This window comes from Aliiroseovarius zhejiangensis (assembly GCF_014656375.1).
Taxonomy (GTDB): Bacteria; Pseudomonadota; Alphaproteobacteria; order Rhodobacterales; family Rhodobacteraceae; genus Aliiroseovarius; species Aliiroseovarius zhejiangensis.
In genome coordinates this window covers 63,462-80,159 of the sequence record NZ_BNCH01000010.1, presented here as the reverse complement: position 1 = coordinate 80,159, position 16,698 = coordinate 63,462, and the positions used below count along the sequence as shown (strand labels likewise).

Annotated in this window: 15 protein-coding genes; 11 read left to right on the top strand and 4 right to left on the bottom strand. The window is 60.0% G+C overall.

The window, feature by feature from the left end; translation table 11 throughout:
- Positions 1-46 precede the first annotated feature (46 nt).
- Genes IE188_RS15920 through IE188_RS15905 form a run of 4 tightly spaced genes read right to left on the bottom strand, consistent with a single transcriptional unit; the run spans position 47 to position 5,479 of the window.
- Positions 47-3,136, bottom strand: a complete 3,090-nt coding sequence (locus IE188_RS15920) for an efflux RND transporter permease subunit (RefSeq protein ID WP_191287514.1) — start codon at positions 3,134-3,136, stop codon at positions 47-49.
- On the bottom strand, positions 3,133-4,491 hold the full coding sequence (locus tag IE188_RS15915; RefSeq protein WP_191287513.1) for an efflux RND transporter periplasmic adaptor subunit: 1,359 nt from the start codon (positions 4,489-4,491) through the stop codon (positions 3,133-3,135). Before IE188_RS15915 ends, IE188_RS15920 begins: the two co-directional genes overlap by 4 nt.
- The gene (locus IE188_RS15910; RefSeq protein WP_191287512.1) at positions 4,488-5,093 is read right to left on the bottom strand and encodes a TetR/AcrR family transcriptional regulator; all 606 of its coding nucleotides are present in this window, start codon (positions 5,091-5,093) and stop codon (positions 4,488-4,490) included. Before IE188_RS15910 ends, IE188_RS15915 begins: the two co-directional genes overlap by 4 nt.
- Positions 5,090-5,479, bottom strand: coding sequence for a hypothetical protein (locus IE188_RS15905; RefSeq protein ID WP_191287511.1), 390 nt, complete (start codon positions 5,477-5,479; stop codon positions 5,090-5,092). Before IE188_RS15905 ends, IE188_RS15910 begins: the two co-directional genes overlap by 4 nt.
- Before the next feature lie 194 nt (positions 5,480-5,673).
- Here IE188_RS15905 and IE188_RS15900 point away from each other — a divergent pair, with 194 nt between their 5' ends.
- From IE188_RS15900 to IE188_RS15850, 11 genes are all read left to right on the top strand, one after another.
- Entirely contained in the window at positions 5,674-7,230 is a 1,557-nt protein-coding gene (locus tag IE188_RS15900) for an ABC transporter substrate-binding protein (protein WP_191287510.1), read from the top strand.
- A gap of 129 nt (positions 7,231-7,359) precedes the next feature.
- Entirely contained in the window at positions 7,360-8,340 is a 981-nt protein-coding gene (locus tag IE188_RS15895) for an ABC transporter permease (protein ID WP_191287509.1), read from the top strand.
- Positions 8,337-9,287 (top strand): ABC transporter permease, encoded by a 951-nt coding sequence (locus IE188_RS15890; RefSeq protein WP_191287508.1) that lies wholly within the window; start codon positions 8,337-8,339, stop codon positions 9,285-9,287. The genes IE188_RS15895 and IE188_RS15890 overlap by 4 nt, the downstream gene beginning before the upstream one ends.
- Before the next feature lie 4 nt (positions 9,288-9,291).
- Complete coding sequence (locus tag IE188_RS15885) at positions 9,292-10,287, top strand: ABC transporter ATP-binding protein (protein ID WP_191287507.1); 996 nt, start codon at positions 9,292-9,294, stop codon at positions 10,285-10,287.
- Positions 10,284-11,330 (top strand): ABC transporter ATP-binding protein, encoded by a 1,047-nt coding sequence (locus tag IE188_RS15880; protein ID WP_191287506.1) that lies wholly within the window; start codon positions 10,284-10,286, stop codon positions 11,328-11,330. The genes IE188_RS15885 and IE188_RS15880 overlap by 4 nt, the downstream gene beginning before the upstream one ends.
- Before the next feature lie 15 nt (positions 11,331-11,345).
- Complete coding sequence (locus IE188_RS15875; protein WP_191287505.1) at positions 11,346-12,296, top strand: LysR family transcriptional regulator; 951 nt, start codon at positions 11,346-11,348, stop codon at positions 12,294-12,296.
- A gap of 146 nt (positions 12,297-12,442) precedes the next feature.
- Positions 12,443-12,709, top strand: a complete 267-nt coding sequence (locus tag IE188_RS15870) for a spike base protein, RCAP_Rcc01079 family (protein WP_191287504.1) — start codon at positions 12,443-12,445, stop codon at positions 12,707-12,709.
- A complete protein-coding gene (locus tag IE188_RS15865; protein ID WP_191287503.1) occupies positions 12,709-13,524 on the top strand; it encodes a hypothetical protein in 816 nt (271 codons plus the stop codon). The genes IE188_RS15870 and IE188_RS15865 overlap by 1 nt, the downstream gene beginning before the upstream one ends.
- The gene (locus IE188_RS15860; protein WP_191287502.1) at positions 13,521-13,913 is read left to right on the top strand and encodes a hypothetical protein; all 393 of its coding nucleotides are present in this window, start codon (positions 13,521-13,523) and stop codon (positions 13,911-13,913) included. Before IE188_RS15865 ends, IE188_RS15860 begins: the two co-directional genes overlap by 4 nt.
- Positions 13,914-14,037: 124 nt before the next feature.
- On the top strand, positions 14,038-14,709 hold the full coding sequence (locus IE188_RS15855; RefSeq protein ID WP_191287501.1) for a sugar transferase: 672 nt from the start codon (positions 14,038-14,040) through the stop codon (positions 14,707-14,709).
- 42 nt (positions 14,710-14,751) lie between these two features.
- The gene (locus IE188_RS15850; RefSeq protein WP_191287500.1) at positions 14,752-16,683 is read left to right on the top strand and encodes a Wzz/FepE/Etk N-terminal domain-containing protein; all 1,932 of its coding nucleotides are present in this window, start codon (positions 14,752-14,754) and stop codon (positions 16,681-16,683) included.
- The last annotated feature ends 15 nt before the right edge of the window (positions 16,684-16,698 follow it).

Sequence of the window (16,698 nt, the reverse complement as noted above, 5' to 3'; positions counted from 1 at the left end):
TTGCGAACGCGCATGACGCGAGGTCTAGGACTTTCTCTGCAGAGCGTTAGGACTTCGCCAACGTGCTCAGGTGCAGATCGTCCAGGATCGCATAGACGGCTGGCAGCACGAACAGGACCACAAAACTTGCGCTGAGCAGGCCGAAGACCAGGCTGGCCACCAAGGGGATCAGAATTTGCGCTTGCAGGTTGGTTTCGGTCAGGATCGGCAACAGACCCGCTGTGGTGGTTGTTGTGGTCAGAAAGATCGCTCGAAACCGTGCGCGGGCAGCTCTGGCCGCGGCTTGGGAAACATTTGCGACGTCCTCGTGCTCATGTTTGATGAAATCCACCAAGAGGATGGAGTTGTTGACGACGACCCCTGCCAGCGCCACGAAACCCAGCATGCTGGGCATCGAGAAATCCAGACCCATTGCCATATGTCCGAAGATGGCGCCGGGCAGGGACAGCGGGATCACCAGCATCACGACGATCGGTTCGACATAGGATCGGAACAGAAAGCTGAGCAGAAGGAAAACGCCCATCAATCCGATGATGAACCCTTTCAACATGGATTGCTGCGTCTTGCCGGCCTCGGCGTTCTGGCCTTCGATGTCCAGTGTGACGGCTGGGTGGCGTTGCAGGAAATCCGGCACGAATCGCGCCATCGTATCGCTGACGATGGCATTGGCGTTGGCGATGCGGGTGTCGATGGACCCTTGCACCGTCACCGTGCGAATACCGTTTTCGCGGTTGATCCGGCTGTAGCCCTGTCCGATCTCGACCTCGGCAACAACCGATAGCGGCACATAGGATCCATCCGCGCGCGTTACGTTGAAATGGTCGAAAACAACGCGATCACCACGCTCAGGCGGGCCGAACTGGGCGACGAGTTCGACAAGATTCCCGGCGATCTGCATCTCGCTGACCGTGGTGCCCAGATAGGCCGACCGCAGTTGATCGGCGACCATGGCCGCGGTAATCCCCATCGGCCCTGCGGCATCCTTCAGCGTGATGCGCAGCTCGCGTTTGCCGGGACGCAGGTCATCAAGGATCGAGGTGACGCCCTGATACTGCCACAGCCAGTCCTGCAATTCGATCGACGCTGACTTGAGCGCCACCAGATCGTCGCCTTTCAGGCGCATGTCGATGGCGATCCCGGCGGGGCCGATCGTGCTTTCAGCGTATTTCAGGCTGATCACATCCGGGACCGGGCCAACCGTGTCACGCCACAGGGCCATGATCTCGCCCGGTGTGCTGATCCGTTCCGCCGAGGGCAGCAGATCGACGCTGAGCGTGACCACGTGCGCGCCCGTTTCAAACGCATCCCGGTTCAGCCCGTAATAGACGCTGACATGGCGGATAAGCGTTGCCTGGTCGGGTTGGTCAGGGGTCAGGGTGGCGTTCACATGTTCCAGCCCTGCCTCGAGCTGTGCAACGACCTGTTCGGTGCGCGAAAGTGGCGTGCCCTGCGGCAGCAGCACCCGTGCGACGATGGTGTCGCCGTCCAGTTCGGGAAAGGCGGTGAATTTCAGGAAACCTCCCGCCAGCATACTGGCAGAAATAAGAAGGACCGTCAGGCTGATCCCGGCCACCGCATAGCGCCAGCGAATGGACAGGTCGACGACCGGGCCGACCAAACGTTGGCGTGTCCAGTCAACCGCCCGTTCAACGCGGGCGCTCAGGCCGGTGTCGTGATTTGCGACCTCGAGGCTGTGGATCAGGTGATGTGGCAGGATCAGGAAAGCCTCAACCAGCGACACGGACAGGACGAACAGCATCACGACCGGCACAACGCGCAAGACGGCGCCAAGGTCACCGGACAGAAAGGCAAGCGAGCCGAAGATCATTGCTGTCGTTCCGAACGAGGCCAGCACGTTGGGAAACACCTGCGTGGCACCTTCCACGGCCGCGTCCAATGCGCTGCGTCCCTTTTCGCGGAGGCGGGCGATGTTCTCGGCGATCACGATGGCGTCGTCCATCAACAGCCCGATCACGATCAGCAGGCCCAGCGTGGTCATCAGGTTCAGCGAATACCCCACCAGCCCCATCAGGGCGACGCCGCCCATGAAAGACACCGGCAGGCCCATGGCCACCCAGAACGAAAAGCGGAACCCGAAGAACAGCCACAGGACAAGGAACACCAGCGCCAGGCCCTGCACACCGTTGACCACCACCAAGGTCAGCCGGTCGCGCACGACCGACACCCCGTCTGCGGTGATCTCGAGCGTGACGCCGGGCGGGGCCTGGGCGCGCTCGGCGTCCAGAAACGCCTTCAGCGCGTCCATTGTGCGCAGGCTGTCTTCGGCGCGGGTTTTGGTGATGTCGAGGATGGCGGCGGGTTGCCCGTCAAAAAGGATGACGTCGTCATCCAGCGCAAAGCCTTCGGTGATATCGGCAATATCGCCCAGCCGAACCTGCCCGCCCTGTGCCGATGATCTGATGATCAGGTTGGACAGCGCCTTGGTGTCGCGACGCTCCTCTGCGACGCGGATCAAAAGGGTTTCGGTCCTCGCTTCGATGCTGCCAGAGGGCAAATCCAGGCTGCTGGCCTGAATGGCGCGTGCGATGTCGGTGACCGAGACGCCGAATTTCTGAAGGTCGGCTGGGCGCAAGTTGACCTGCAGCTCTCGGGTCGAGAAGCCGCGAATATCCACCTTGGGGATGCCACCCCACCGCAGCATGGCGGTTCGGGTCTGTTCGGCATAATCCTTCAGATCGGTGCGAGAGGTTGGCCCGGTGATGGCCACGGACGCCACGAAATCGGTCAGGCCAAGTGCCCGAACCGTCGGGGCTTCTGCCCGGTCCGGAAAATCGGTGATCGCGTCGATTTCGGATTTGATGTCGGCCACAAAGGTCTGGAAATCGTCGCCCTCGCGCATGGTGACAACCGCACGAGCCGAGTTTTCGCGGGCCTCGCAGGATTGGCGTTCGATGCCGGTCACGGCGTTCATTGCGTTTTCGACCCGCTCGCAGATCGCGGTTTCCACTTCCTCGGGCCGGGCGCCGGGATAGGGCACGCTGATTTCGACCTCGTTGGGTTGGGCGCGGGGGAAGGTTTCGCGCAGAAGCGTTGGGGCGACGAACAGACCAGCGGCCAGAAACAGGATCATCAGAAGATTGGCAATCGTCGGATGCGCTGCGAAGAACCGGATCATTGGGCCGCATCCTCGGCCAGCAGTCGGTCCATGATCTGTGTGTCCGGGTGCGGATCCAGAAGCGCGCCGTCGATGGTCGGAACCGGCGGGGTCAGGACAATCCGGCTGCCCTGCTCGATGGTATCAGCAAACAGCGCGATATCGCCCTGCACGAGCTTCGGTTCGGCGCGGATGCGGCGCAGCCTGTTGTCTGCATCGGCGACAAAGACGTGACCGTCCCGCAGGGCATCGCGCGGCAAGACAATGCCGGTGATCGGTTCTGCGCGCAGGACCACGTCAACGAACATACCTTTGGTCAGCGGCGGGCGGTTCCCGTTTCCGGCCTGTCCATAAGCATCATTGATCTGCACAACCAAGCCCACCGTGCCGGTTTTGGGGTCAATGCCATCGCTGATCCGGTCAACAATGGCGGGCCATGTCAGCACCTCGTCACCCAGCCGAAGCCTGACCGTGGCCTGCAACCGCAGTTCGTGCAGGGTATCCGTCAGCATGGCCGGGTCCATCGGCAGGGTTGTCAGCCCGTTTGGCCGGTTCAGAACCAGATTTCGGAAATCGCTCATCGCGGCCTGAACAACCACTTCGGCCTGATCGACCCCATCCAGCGTTGCAGCAGATTGGCCTTTGTTCAGGAACTGCCCGACCTCGACCGAGTGGCTGGCCACACGGGCGGCAAAAGGCAGCGTAATTTCACTGCGGTCCAAATTCAGTTCGGCGGTGGCAAGGTTGGCCTGATACAGTGCGATCTGTTCGATTTGCGCAGCGCGCTGTGTGGGCAGAAGCGCAAGCGTGCTTTCGACCCCCTGCACTTTTTGACGCTGCGCCAGATGGGCAGCCCGAATGGAATCGCGGGCGGTTTGGGTCATCGTGCCAGCCGCGAACAGCGTGTTGGCGCGCTCCACTTCGGCTGCTTTCAGCTCCAGCGCCTCAAGTTCGATTTTCAGGGCGGCGCGTTGGTTGGCTTCGGAAACGTCAAGCTCGGCCAAACGTGCCTCGGCGGCGCGAATGTTGGCCTTGGCCTGAGCGATGGCCAGGTTGAAGTCGACGGGCGACAGGCGCAGAAGCACCGATCCGGCGGGCAGGATCTGACCGTCACGCAGCAAGGGATTGACAAAATCGACGGTCCCGCCGACTTCGGCAATCGCCTGATAGGTGCGGGCGGGGGCCACCACGCCAAACCCGACGAGCGCCGGGGCGACCTGATAGCTTTCTGCCGTAATCACCCGCACAGGGCTGGCGCGTTCGGACAGTTCGTGGCGATCCGGCGGGGTGCGGGTCGAGATGACATAGGCAAGTATGGCGACGCCGATCAGCGCAAGGGGCAAGGTGATCAGGATCAGTTTCAGACCGGGTCTCATGGCTGGTGTCTTTCGCATTCAAACAGGGACAGTTGCAGGTTCAGAAGCCGTTCGCCTTCGATCACCAGATGGCTGGTGTCCCGGGTCAGGATCAGGCGCAAAACAAGGCTTTGGATCAGGCCGACCAGAAGGGTTGCGCCGTCTTCCGGCTGCAAATCAGGGCGCATTTGGCCGGTGGCGCGAAGCTCTTCACAACAGGCAATCAGGGTGTCGCGAAATTCGAACATCGCTGTCAGAAGGAGGTGGCGGGTTTCGGTCAGGCGCCCCGTCGGATCGCGTGTGACCATGATTTCGGGAAGGGCAGGGTATTGGGTGATCAGATGCAGATGCGCCATGATCATGCGCCGTAGCCGGTCCGCGGGCGGGATATCCACGGCCTTACCGATTTGGGCATTCTGCCTGATTTGTGAACACACTTTGTCCGCGACTGCGTTCCAAATGTCCTCTTTCTTGGGGAAGTGTTTGTAGATCGCCGGTTGGGTCAAGCCGAGCTGCTTGGCAATCCGGCCGGTCGTGACGTGATCCGGCCCGACTTCGAATGCCAGATCAAAGGTTGCCGACAGGATCTCGGCCTTTCGGTTGTCGGTGGATTTGCGTTTCATCCTGCCTGCCCGGTTCTGCCCCGCAAAGCCAGTGCAATGACGGTCCAGAACAGGAACCGCAGGGCAAGAGCCCCGACCGTACGCATTTCGAACGCCGCGCCGCCGATAACGGTGACTGCAAATGCCAGAATGACAAAACCTGTTGTCAGTGCAATCAGCGACGCGAGCCAGATCGCCCACGCCTTGTTCAGCCACAAACCGATGGCTGCAATGACATAGGCAAACCCGGCCAGAAAGTTGAACCAGACCACGAAGGGGACGTAATCCCCTGCCGCCGTACGCGCTTCGGTCGGGCCAAACAGCACATTGCCACCGGAAAAGATGGTCAGGATGCCGAATAGCAGGGCGACTGTTGCGACGGCTTTTTGCCACTTGAAGCTGGACATCGGATGAATCCCATTTGGTTATAGGTCTATAACTATATCCTTCCCGCGGGCGTTTCAATACCGAACACGCATTGCTGATGCGGCCGGAAAGAAACCCCTGATGCGTTCCCTGCATCGGCTATTCGTTATCGGCATTTGCGCAGGTGGCCGGGCTGGCGCTAGCGTCTCGGTCACAAACACAGGGGAGTATCTCAATGACGAAATTTGTCAGAAGCCTGACGGCTGCGGCCGTCGTGGCGACAATGGCGTCGGCAGCTTTTGCCGAAAATACCGTGCGCGTCGCCTATGACGCGGACCCGGTTTCGCTGGACCCGCATGAGCAACTGTCGGGCGGCACGCTGCAACTGTCGCACATGGTCTTTGACCCGCTGGTGCGCTGGACTCAGGATCTTCAGTTCGAACCGCGTCTGGCCGAAAGCTGGGAACAGATCGACGACACCACCATGCGTTTCAAGCTGAAAAGCGGTGTGAAGTTCCATTCGGGCAACATGCTGACCGCGAAAGACGTGGACTGGACCTTTGACCGCCTGAAAGTCAGCGACGATTTCAAGGGTATCTTTGCACCTTTCACGGATATTGAAGTCATCGACGACATGACCTTCGACTTGAAAACCTCGGCGCCGTATCCGCTGGTCTTGCACACCGCGACCTACATCTTCCCGATGGACAGCGCGTTTTACACCGGCGAAACGGATGACGGCAAAGACAAGTCCGAGATCGTCAAGCATGGCGACAGCTTCGCGTCACGCAACGTGTCGGGCACCGGCCCCTATGTTGTCAGCGAGCGTGAGCAGGGCGTGAAAGTCGTGTTCGATCGTTTCGCGGATTATTGGGACACGGACAGCAAAGGCAACGTGGACAAGATCATCCTGACCCCGATCAAAGAAGACCCGACTCGCGTGGCGGCGCTTCTGTCGGGCGACGTTGATTTCATCGCTCCCGTCCCGCCGACCGATCTGCAACGTGTGGCGGATGCCGAAGGTGTCGACCTGATCACCATGCCGGGCACCCGGATCATCACCTTCCAGATGAACCAGGATCGGGTCGAAGCCTTCAAGGATCCGAAAGTGCGTCTGGCCATCGACTATGCGGTGAACAACGCAGGTATCGTGGATCGCATCATGCGTGGGTTCGGCACCGTGGCCGGGCAGGCCAGCCCTGCCGGCTATCTGGGATATGACGAAGCCCTTGCGCCGCGTTTTGACGTGGAAAAAGCCAAGGCCCTGATGGAAGAGGCTGGCTATGCCGACGGGTTCTCGATCACCATGATGGCGCCGAACAACCGCTATGTGAACGATGACAAGATCGCGCAGGCTGTGGCGTCAATGCTGTCGCAGATCAACATCAAGGTTGACCTGCAAACCATGCCGAAGGCGCAATACTGGCCCAAGTTCGACGAACGTGCGGCTGACATGATGATGATCGGCTGGCATGCGGATACGGAAGATTCCGCGAACTTCCACCAGTTCCTGACGGCTTGCCCGGACGAGGCCACCGGCAACGGTCAGTATAACTCGGGCAACTATTGCAACGAGGAAGCCGATGCGCTGATGAACGCTTCGAATACCGAAACCGACCAAGCAAAGCGTGCAGAGATGCTGACCAAGCTGGAAGGTATCCTGTATGAAGAGGCGGCCTTCATCCCGCTGCATTGGCAGAACCTGGCGTGGGGTTCGAAGTCGGGCATGAACTCGGGCGAGATCGTGAACGCGCTGAACTTCCCGTATTTCGGTGACCTGGTCGTCGAATAAATGAAACTGCAACCGGGCTGGCGCATGTCGTCGGCCCGGTTTGCCATGTGGTTGCGCATTTCCATGCTGACAGTTCCTGTCGACGGCTGGGAAGGGCGCAACGCCACCTAATCGAATAAGGTAGCTAAGATGTTTGCCTATCTCGTGAAGCGAGTTTTTCAGGCGATTGCGGTGATGTTCGTCATCTCGCTGATCGCGTTCGCCATTCAGGGCAATCTGGGCGACCCCCTGCGCGAGCTGGTCGGCCAGTCGGTGTCCGAGGAAGTGCGCCAACAATTGCGAGATGAGCTGGGGTTGAACGACAGTTTCCTGAAACAGTATCTGCGCTTTGCCGGAAACGCTTTGCAGGGCGATCTGGGCACATCCTACTTCTTCAAGGAACCCGCGCTTGACGTGATCATGAAAAAACTGCCTGCCACGCTTGAGCTTGTGCTGGGTGCAACGATCATCATCATCGGTCTGTCCATCCCGCTGGGTGTCTATACCGCGATCAAACCCGACACCATCCTAAGCCGTGTCATCATGGGTCTGTCGATTGTCGGCATCTCGATCCCGGTTTTTCTGACCGCCATCCTGATGATCTTCGTCTTTTCGGTCACCTATGGCTGGTTTCCGTCCTTCGGACGTGGTGATGTGGTGCATGTCTGGGGCTATTGGGAAACGAATTTCGCCACCGCAGATGGATGGATGCACATCATCCTGCCGTCGATCGCGCTGGCCTCGATCATGTTGCCGCTTTTTGTCCGCCTGATCCGGGCCGAGATGATGGAAGTGCTGCAATCCGAATATGTGAAATATGCCGTCGCCAAGGGCATTCGGCCCTGGCGCATCTATTTCGTGCATGCGTTGAAAAACACGCTGCTGCCGGTGATCACCGTGGGCGGGGTGCAGATCGGAACGATGGTGGCCTATACGATCCTGACGGAAACGGTATTTCAGTGGCCGGGCATGGGCTTCATGTTCCTTGAGGCCGTGAACCGCGTCGATACCCCGCTGATCGTCGCCTATCTGATCGTGGTCGGCTTCATCTTCGTCGTGACCAACACCATCGTCGATCTGATCTATGGATTGGTGAACCCGACCGTGAACCTTGCGAGGATGGGCGCATGAGCACCGAGACCATCACCCCACGGGCCGAACCTTCGCGCTGGTCGAAGATCGTCAACTCCAACATGGGCTACAGCTTTCGGCGCAACCCGGTTGCAGTGGTCAGCCTGATCATCTTTGCGCTGATCGCAATCGCGGCCTTCTTTGCCCCGTTCATCGCGCCCTATGATCCTTATGACCCGGCGCAGATCAACATCATGAACTCGGAATACCCGCCTGCGTGGATCGACGGCGCCTTGCCCGAGTTCGTTCTGGGCACCGACGATCAAGGCCGCGACCTGTGGTCGACGATCCTGTACGGGACACGGCTGTCGCTCATCATCGGCATCTGCGCGGTGGCGTTGCAGGCCTTTCTGGGCATCACCATTGGCTTGCTTGCAGGCTATATCGGTGGGCGACTGGACAACCTGTTGATGCGGCTGGCGGATATCCAGTTGTCATTCTCGACGCTGATGGTTGCGATCATCTTTCTGGCCGTGACACAGGCCATGTTCGGATCTGAAACCTTCAACCAATACGCCGTCTTTTTCCTGATCGCCGTGATTGGCGTGGCCGAGTGGCCGCAATACGCGCGCACGGTGCGTGCCACGGTTCTGGCCGAGAAGAAGAAGGAATATGTGGACAGCGCCCGTGTGCTGGGCTTTGGCCCCATGCGGATCATGGTGCGGCATATCCTGCCGAACTCTCTGTCCCCGATCTTTGTCATTTCGACGGTGCAGGTGGCCAACGCCATCATTTCCGAGGCATCGCTGAGCTTTCTGGGTCTGGGCATGCCGCCCAGCCAGCCCTCGCTTGGGTCGCTGATTTCGTCAGGGTTCGACTATATCTTCTCGGGCAGTTGGTGGATCACGGTGATCCCCGGTGTGGTCCTTGTCGTGCTGGTGCTGGTGATCAACCTGCTGGGCGATTGGATGCGTGATGTCCTGAACCCGAAACTTTATAAGGGGTAACGCGATGTCCTTGCTTTCTGTGCGCGACCTGACCGTCAAGTTCGCCATGCGCGATGAAACCGTGACAGCGTTGAACGGTATTTCGTTCGATGTCGCCAAGGGCGAGCGTCTGGGCATCGTCGGCGAAAGCGGCGCTGGGAAGTCGATCACCGGGTTTTCGCTGATGAACCTGATCAGCCGTCCCGGCTATGTGGATCGCGGTGAGATTCTGTTCGACGGTGAAGATGTCGTGAAGATGAGCGACAAGCGCCTGCGCGAGCTGCGCGGCGACAAGATGGCGATGATCTTTCAGGATCCGATGGTAACGCTGAACCCGGTTCTGACCATTGGTCAGCAGATGATCGAAACCTTGTTGGCTCACCGCAAGCTGAGCCGGGAAGAGGCGCGTCAGATCGCCATCGTCAAACTGCGCGAGGTTTATATTCCCTCGCCCGAGGAACGGCTGGACCAGTATCCGCATGAGCTTTCTGGCGGGATGCGTCAGCGGATCATCATTGCCATTGCGCTGCTACTGGACCCGCAACTGATCATCGCGGATGAACCGACCACGGCGCTGGATGTGACCATTCAGGCCGACATCATGGAGCTGCTGTTGGAGCTGTGCCAGTCGAACAAGGTCGGGCTGATCCTGATCACCCATGATCTTGGCGTGGTCAGCCAGATGACCGAGCGCACGCTGGTTATGTATGCCGGCCGCATCATCGAAGCGGGCCGCACGCGCGAGATCATCAACGATCCGCAGCATCCCTATACCCAGGGTCTGATCAATGCGTTGCCGCAACAGACCCTGCCCGGCCAGAAGCTGCGCCAGATCCCCGGCAACATGCCGTCCCTGACCAACATTCCGCCCGGTTGCCCGTTCAATCCCCGGTGCGAATACGCCACCGATCTGTGCCGCACCCGCCTGCCCGAGATCGCGCAGTATGGCCAAGTGCAAGTGGCGTGTCACGAGGTGCAGCGGCTACAGGCCGAAGGTGAGCGACAGGAGCAGAAAGCATGAAGGACATGAATGCTCAAACCCCTTTGGTCGAGATCAAGGGATTGGAAAAGCGGTTCGATCTGGATCACGGTTTTCTGGAGACGCTCAAGTTTCGAGATGGGCGCATCAGGCGGGAAACACGTGCCGTTCACGCGGTGAACAATGTCACCATGGACGTGAACCGGGGCGAGGCGCTTTGCGTGGTGGGGGAAAGCGGCTGCGGCAAGTCCACGGTGGCGCGTCTGGTGGCGGGGCTGTTGACCCCGACCAGCGGGGAAATCCATTACGACGGAAACCGGATTGACGATAAATCCCGATCCGAGATGCAGCCGTTGCGCAAAAAGATCCAGATGATCTTTCAGAACCCCTATGCCTCGCTCAACCCGCGCATGACCATCCGGCAGGCGTTGGAGGAGCCGGTGCGCCATCACTATCCTTCGTTTTCCACGGCAGAGGTGCGTGACAAGGTGACCGAGGTGATGATGTCCGTCGGCGTCGACCCGAGTTGGGCCAAACGCTATCCGCACGAGTTCTCGGGTGGTCAGCGGCAGCGGATTGCGATTGCCCGTGCGTTGACCGTGGACCCCGAGTTCATCATCGCCGATGAACCGATCAGCGCGCTGGACGTGTCCATTCAGGCGCAGGTTCTGAACCTGATGCTGGAGGCCAAGGAAAGCCGGGGCCTGACCTATCTGTTCATCACCCATGACCTGAGTGTGGTCGAACATTTCGGCACCCGTGTCGCGGTGCTTTATCTGGGATCGGTTTGCGAGACTGCCGACACGGCCACCCTGTTCTCGCACCCGAAACACCCCTATACCCGTGCTTTGTTGTCCGCGGTGCCGCAGCTGAAAGATGACCGGCCGAACCACATCCGCCTGAAGGGCGAGATCCCGACGCCGATCAACATGCCGCAAGGTTGTCCCTTCCAAAGTCGCTGCGCATTTGCGAATAACAGATGCAGAAGTGAAAAGCCGAAAGCCATTCACCAGCCCGACGGCAGTCTTGTGGCCTGCCACGCCGTCGAAGAGGATCGGTTGGAACAGGATGTGATCGGCGCCTGATACGGACCCGCGTCGTTGGATATTATCTGGCTCAGAGATTTCGAGGCTTTGGTGGCGTGCAAGAATTTCTCGCGCGCGGCCGAAGAACGGAATGTGAGCCAGCCGGCCTTTTCACGCCGCATCCGCGCGTTGGAGAACGAGATCGGCGTGCGTCTGATCAACCGCGAGACCCTGCCGCTTGCCCTGACCCCTGCGGGCGAGGTTTTTCTGTCGCAGGCACGGATCATGCTGCGCACCTATGAAGAAACGATCGAGCGGTGCCAGACCATCGACGCGGCGAACGAGAACATCATTCGTTTCGCCACCTCGCAATCGCTTTACATGACGCATTACAAATCCCTGATCGCGCCTTTGGTGCAAAAGGGTGGGGTGGATACGGACCTGAACTCGACCTCTTGGGCGGCGGATCAGTTCGTCAGTGCGCTTCAGCAAAGCTATTGTGATGTGATCCTGACCTATTGGCACCCGTCGATGGAGTTTCTGGGGCCGTTGGAGGTCGCCAACTTCGAATATCTGACGCTGTCGACAGATCGTTTCGTGCCGGTGTCACGCTCAAAGCCGGGCGGCGGGCCGGAGTTTCGGTTCAAGGACGGCAGCAAAGAGGCTATGCCGCTCTTGTCCTATGGGGCCGTGTCGGCGTTGCGGGCGGTGCAGGATTTCGTGTTGGAACAGGCCGTCACCCCGCAAAAGGTCCTGATCGTGAATCAAAACGCGCTGGCCAACAGTGTGAAGGCGATGATCCTTGAAGGCTTCGGGATGGGATGGTTGCCGCTGAGCCTGTGCAAGACCGAACTTGCCGAGGGTCGGCTTGCCATCGTCGAAGAGCGTCTGGCCACCGATCTGGAAATCCGTGTCTATCGCGATCCGAAGAACAACAAGGGCACCTTGCACGACCTGTGGACGCAACTGCTGCAGGACCAGCGGTCGCGGCAACGCCAGCGGCCCAAACGTGGTGCCCCTCTTTAATTCCATTGATTAACAGAACGTCACCGCCCGGAGCGGGCGTGTCAGACGGTCTCAACCCCATGTTCATAGGACTCTGACGAATTGCTGTCGCTGGCGATCTGCTCGATCTGGCGCAGCGCATGGTGCCAAACTGTCAGGAGCATATGATGTCAAACCCCTTCGAGAACCGTTCGCTTTCCCTGCGCGGACCTGCAACCGATATGGCGCCAGTGACGCCGTCTGATGCCACGGATTTGGTCCATGTCGCGGTTGCGCTTTATGTCGAAACCGGCGGTGCGATTGCGTTCAGGTCGGTTGCCGGAGAGGACCGCGTGGTCACGGTCGGTGACAATGCCATCTTGCCGGTCGGGGTCGCGCGGGTGTTTGCGACCGGAACGACCGCCGCCGGTATCCACGCCTTCGTGCTTGTCTGATGATGGGGTTGGGATATGACATTCCGGCGATTGCCCTGCGCCGGACCGCAACCAACGCCGCGCCTGCGCCTTTTTCGCCCGCCTCGTTGTCGCCTTCGGTGTTCTTCGATCCGTCTCGGCGATCCGGGTTGTTTCAGGATTTCGCAGGCACGATTTCCGTCACGGCCGATAACCAGCCGATCGGGCGGTGGCAAGATATGTCCGGGAATGGACATGATCTGGGCCAGGCCGTCAGCGCCGCGCGCCCGACCTATCGCACCGACGGCAGTTTGCATTGGGTCGAAACCGACGGGGTGGATGATGCCCTGAAAACTGCGACCGTTTTCGATGTGGCCAACCCGGTGACGATGGTGCTGGGATATCAGATGCTGTCGACCTCGGGCACCGCAAGGGTGAACATCGCGGAAATCAGCCAGAGCAGCACGAACGGAATGTCGGTCGGGGTGCGCCCCAATATTGACCGATTGCAGTATTACAGCCGCATGTCCGCACAGGGCGTGTCTGCCACGAATGTGGCTTCGCCGACAGTTTGGGGACACCACGACAAACATGTCGTGACGCTTCAGGCCAGTGATGGCGACGTAATTGTCCGGTTGGACGGCGAAATCGTCATCGACGCCCCGCAGGTGCTGGCACAGCAGTCGATCGCCGCGCAACCGCTGCGGGTCGGGCTGGGGGCTGTCACGGCCAGTATTCCGGGTGCGTTTCGTCTGTACGGTTTGCAGGTCTGGACCGCGTCCGCAACGCAGCCGGACGAACCGCAGATCGCGCTTCTGGAGGCATGGATGGCGGCAAAAACGGGGGTAAAGCTATGAGCATCCGGATCACGATTGCCTGCCCCGAACATTTGATGTCCCAAGCCAATCAATTCGCGCTTTGCGTGGGAAATTCACCGGCCGATGTGCAGACGTTTGGCGCTGCGACATGGGAAGATGGGGCCGGTGAACGATACGCGTTGGCGTCACTTCTGGCCGGGGCGCGGTTTCCGCAGCTGGCTGCCGCCCCTCTGGCCGCGCCGGCTCATGCACCGGACGCGGACATTGCCGGGGCAACACAGGCGCAATCGGTGCTTCGGATCTGGTCCCCTGCCTCGACCGACAGCTTTCCCGAAGTTGGCGTGGACCGTCTTGTCGCGGTGATCGGGCTTGAGGCCGGGCTGGCCATCCCGCTTCTTGGGTTGTCGCCAATTCCGACCGAAGTCTGAACCCTGCCGCCTGCCCGCACCTGTCGGACAGGTGGTTCGCCAGGCACGGATCTCAAATCGCTTTGCAGGCTGGCTAATTCATGCTAGCAACCTAAAGATGAATCATTTTTAGGTTAATGCAACCATGAGGCAGATAGCGCATCACTTTGGCATGACCACCGACGGATCGGAGCGGGTAGATGATGTGCCGGCGAATGCCGCCGTCCTCACCCCTCGGGGGTTTGCCATTGGCAAGCGGGTGTTTGATGTGCTGTTCTGCCTTCTGTTGCTGCCGATCTTGATTGCGGTCGGGGTGATCCTTCTGATCCTGAACAGCGCCTATAATCCGGGGCCGGTCTTGTTCATGCAGCCCCGCATGGGGCGCAACTGCATTCCCTTCATGGCCTACAAGTTTCGCACGATGACGCCGTCTTCACGACGGCGCCGGGCAAATGATCCCCTTGAAGACGATCGGATCACCGGGCTTGGCGCGGCCCTGCGGCAGAGCCGACTTGATGAACTGCCCCAGATCATCAACGTTTTGCGTGGCGAGATGAGCCTGATTGGCCCGCGCCCCGACTGTTACGACCACGCTGTTACCTTCCTGAATGATGTGCCCGGATACAAAGAGCGTCACGTGGTGTTGCCGGGGATCAGCGGCTTCGCCCAGACCGAGATCGGCTATGTCGAAGGCATCGCGGCCACCGCCCGAAAGGTCGAGGCAGATCTTCATTACATCGCCAATCGCAGCTTCCGGTTCGAGATGTGGATCGTCTGGCGGACGCTGGTCACGGTGATCAGCCGAACGGGACGCTAGGGTGAATCTGATCATGTTCCTACACCAGTCAGGAGGCCTTGGATGAATATAAGGCAGGGGTTCGCGGGTGCTTATGGCCCCGCGACACGCGATGATCAGACAGCGCATGGTGATCTGGATCTTGTTCGCGTCGGGCAGGCGCTGTGGCGGGGCCGCCGGACGATTGCCCTGTTGGGTCTTCTGGGGCTGATCATCGGCGCGGTCTATGGGTTTGGCATTGCGCGGCCGAAATATGCCGCCACGGCGCTTCTGGTGATGACGCAATCGCAAGACCCGGTGATCTCAGGTGATCTTCCCGCAAATCCGGTGGCGCATGATCTGTCGGACATGAACACGCAGCTACATATCATTCAATCCCGTGGCCTTGTGCAGAAACTGGTCGAGGCGCTGGACCTGTCCCGCGACCCCGAGTTCAATCCGGCCCTCGGATCGGGGCTGCCGATCCTTCAGGCAGCGGCGGTGACGGATGGCCCTGAACAGGTCGCACAGGTGGTCAGCGCGGTGCAGGATGCCATTTCAGCGCATGTTCAGCGCAACACCCGCATTTTTTCAGTCACGGTGCGGTCGGAAGATCGGGTCAAAGCGGCCAATATGGCGAATGCGCTGTCCTCGCTTTACCTTCAGGATCAGGTTGATGCGAAGTTTCAGGCAGCGGATGACGCGGTGCGGTGGTTGTCCGACCGTGTGGGTGATCTGCGACAGGACCTGACAGTACGCGAAGCGGCGGTGGCGCAGGCGCGCGTGCGCATGGACCTGACGTCGACCGAAGAGCTTGCCAATCTGAACGCCCGCCTGAAAGACGCCCGTGCGCGATTGCAGGACGTGACCCTTCGGGCAGAGCGGGCCAGCGACCCGGAACGGTTGGCACTGCAGAAGGCTGCGTTGCAGAACTCGATTGCCGACCTTGAAACGGCGGTCGAGGTCCAAAGCGCAGACGTGACGGTGCTGCAGGAACTGGAACGGGACGCGCAGGCAACCCGCGTGCTTTATGAAACGCTGCTTGCGCGTCTGAAAGAGGCCAGCGCCATTCGCGGTCTGCAACAGGCGGATGCGCGGGTGTTGTCACCCGCCGCGCTGGGTACATACCAATCCCCGCGCAAGGGGCTCATCATGGCGGTTTGTGCGGTTGTTGGAATGTTGCTGGCGTCGGTCCATGTTTTGTGGCGGCAGTTTGTCCATGCGGGATTCCGTTCGGTTGAAGAACTGGAAGAGGCAACAGGCCGGCCGGTTCTGGGGCAGGTTCCGCATCTTCCGGTCACGGATCGCGGCGCTTTGATCCCGTTTCTGACGGATCATCCCACCGCGGCGGCGGTCGAGGCTATGCGCAATCTGCGCACATCTCTGCTGATGTCTGACATCGACCAGCCACCGCAGGTGATCCTTGTCGCATCGGCGGTGCCGGACGAGGGGAAGACCACACAGGCGGTTGCCCTGACCCACAGCCTGGCAGGGTTGGGCAAGCGAGTCCTTCTGATCGAAGGGGACATTCGACGCTGCACGCTTCGGCATTATGTGCCCGGCCCGTCCAAACACGGGATCATGTCGGTTCTCACAGGGGATGTGGCGCTGTCGGATGCGGTTCAGCACGTGCCCGGATTGGACGCCGATGTCCTGTTCGGAGAGGCCTCGCGCACCAGCGCCGCAGACCTGTTCGCCTCGCGCCGGTTCGAACAAATGATCGGCGCAGCGCGCGCCGGGTATAACGCGGTTGTCATCGATAGCCCTCCGGCTCTGGTGGTGCCCGATGCGCGGGTGATGGCCCGTCATGCGGATGCGGTTCTGTTCACGGTTGGATGGAACAAGACGACCCGCCCGCAGGTCGCCGAAGCATTGCGGCAGTTTGCGATGGTGAACGCGAAAATCACCGGGCTTGTCCTGTCACAGGTCAGAACCGAGGAACTGGCGCGATATGGATATGGCGGGACGTATGCTGCCTATGCCACTTATGACAAAGGGTATTACGGCGCGACCTAGAACCGTTTGCACAAG

What these genes read in the sequence shown, in the direction of transcription:
- IE188_RS15920 (WP_191287514.1), bottom strand. Translation starts at nt 3,136, where the DNA reads ATGATCCGGTTCTTCGCAGCGCATCCGACGATTGCCAATCTTCTGATG.
- IE188_RS15915 (WP_191287513.1), bottom strand. Translation starts at nt 4,491, where the DNA reads ATGAGACCCGGTCTGAAACTGATCCTGATCACCTTGCCCCTTGCGCTG.
- IE188_RS15910 (WP_191287512.1), bottom strand. Translation starts at nt 5,093, where the DNA reads ATGAAACGCAAATCCACCGACAACCGAAAGGCCGAGATCCTGTCGGCA.
- IE188_RS15905 (WP_191287511.1), bottom strand. Translation starts at nt 5,479, where the DNA reads ATGTCCAGCTTCAAGTGGCAAAAAGCCGTCGCAACAGTCGCCCTGCTA.
- IE188_RS15900 (WP_191287510.1), top strand. Translation starts at nt 5,674, where the DNA reads ATGACGAAATTTGTCAGAAGCCTGACGGCTGCGGCCGTCGTGGCGACA.
- IE188_RS15895 (WP_191287509.1), top strand. Translation starts at nt 7,360, where the DNA reads ATGTTTGCCTATCTCGTGAAGCGAGTTTTTCAGGCGATTGCGGTGATG.
- IE188_RS15890 (WP_191287508.1), top strand. Translation starts at nt 8,337, where the DNA reads ATGAGCACCGAGACCATCACCCCACGGGCCGAACCTTCGCGCTGGTCG.
- IE188_RS15885 (WP_191287507.1), top strand. Translation starts at nt 9,292, where the DNA reads ATGTCCTTGCTTTCTGTGCGCGACCTGACCGTCAAGTTCGCCATGCGC.
- IE188_RS15880 (WP_191287506.1), top strand. Translation starts at nt 10,284, where the DNA reads ATGAAGGACATGAATGCTCAAACCCCTTTGGTCGAGATCAAGGGATTG.
- IE188_RS15870 (WP_191287504.1), top strand. Translation starts at nt 12,443, where the DNA reads ATGTCAAACCCCTTCGAGAACCGTTCGCTTTCCCTGCGCGGACCTGCA.
- IE188_RS15865 (WP_191287503.1), top strand. Translation starts at nt 12,709, where the DNA reads ATGATGGGGTTGGGATATGACATTCCGGCGATTGCCCTGCGCCGGACC.
- IE188_RS15860 (WP_191287502.1), top strand. Translation starts at nt 13,521, where the DNA reads ATGAGCATCCGGATCACGATTGCCTGCCCCGAACATTTGATGTCCCAA.
- IE188_RS15855 (WP_191287501.1), top strand. Translation starts at nt 14,038, where the DNA reads ATGAGGCAGATAGCGCATCACTTTGGCATGACCACCGACGGATCGGAG.
- IE188_RS15850 (WP_191287500.1), top strand. Translation starts at nt 14,752, where the DNA reads ATGAATATAAGGCAGGGGTTCGCGGGTGCTTATGGCCCCGCGACACGC.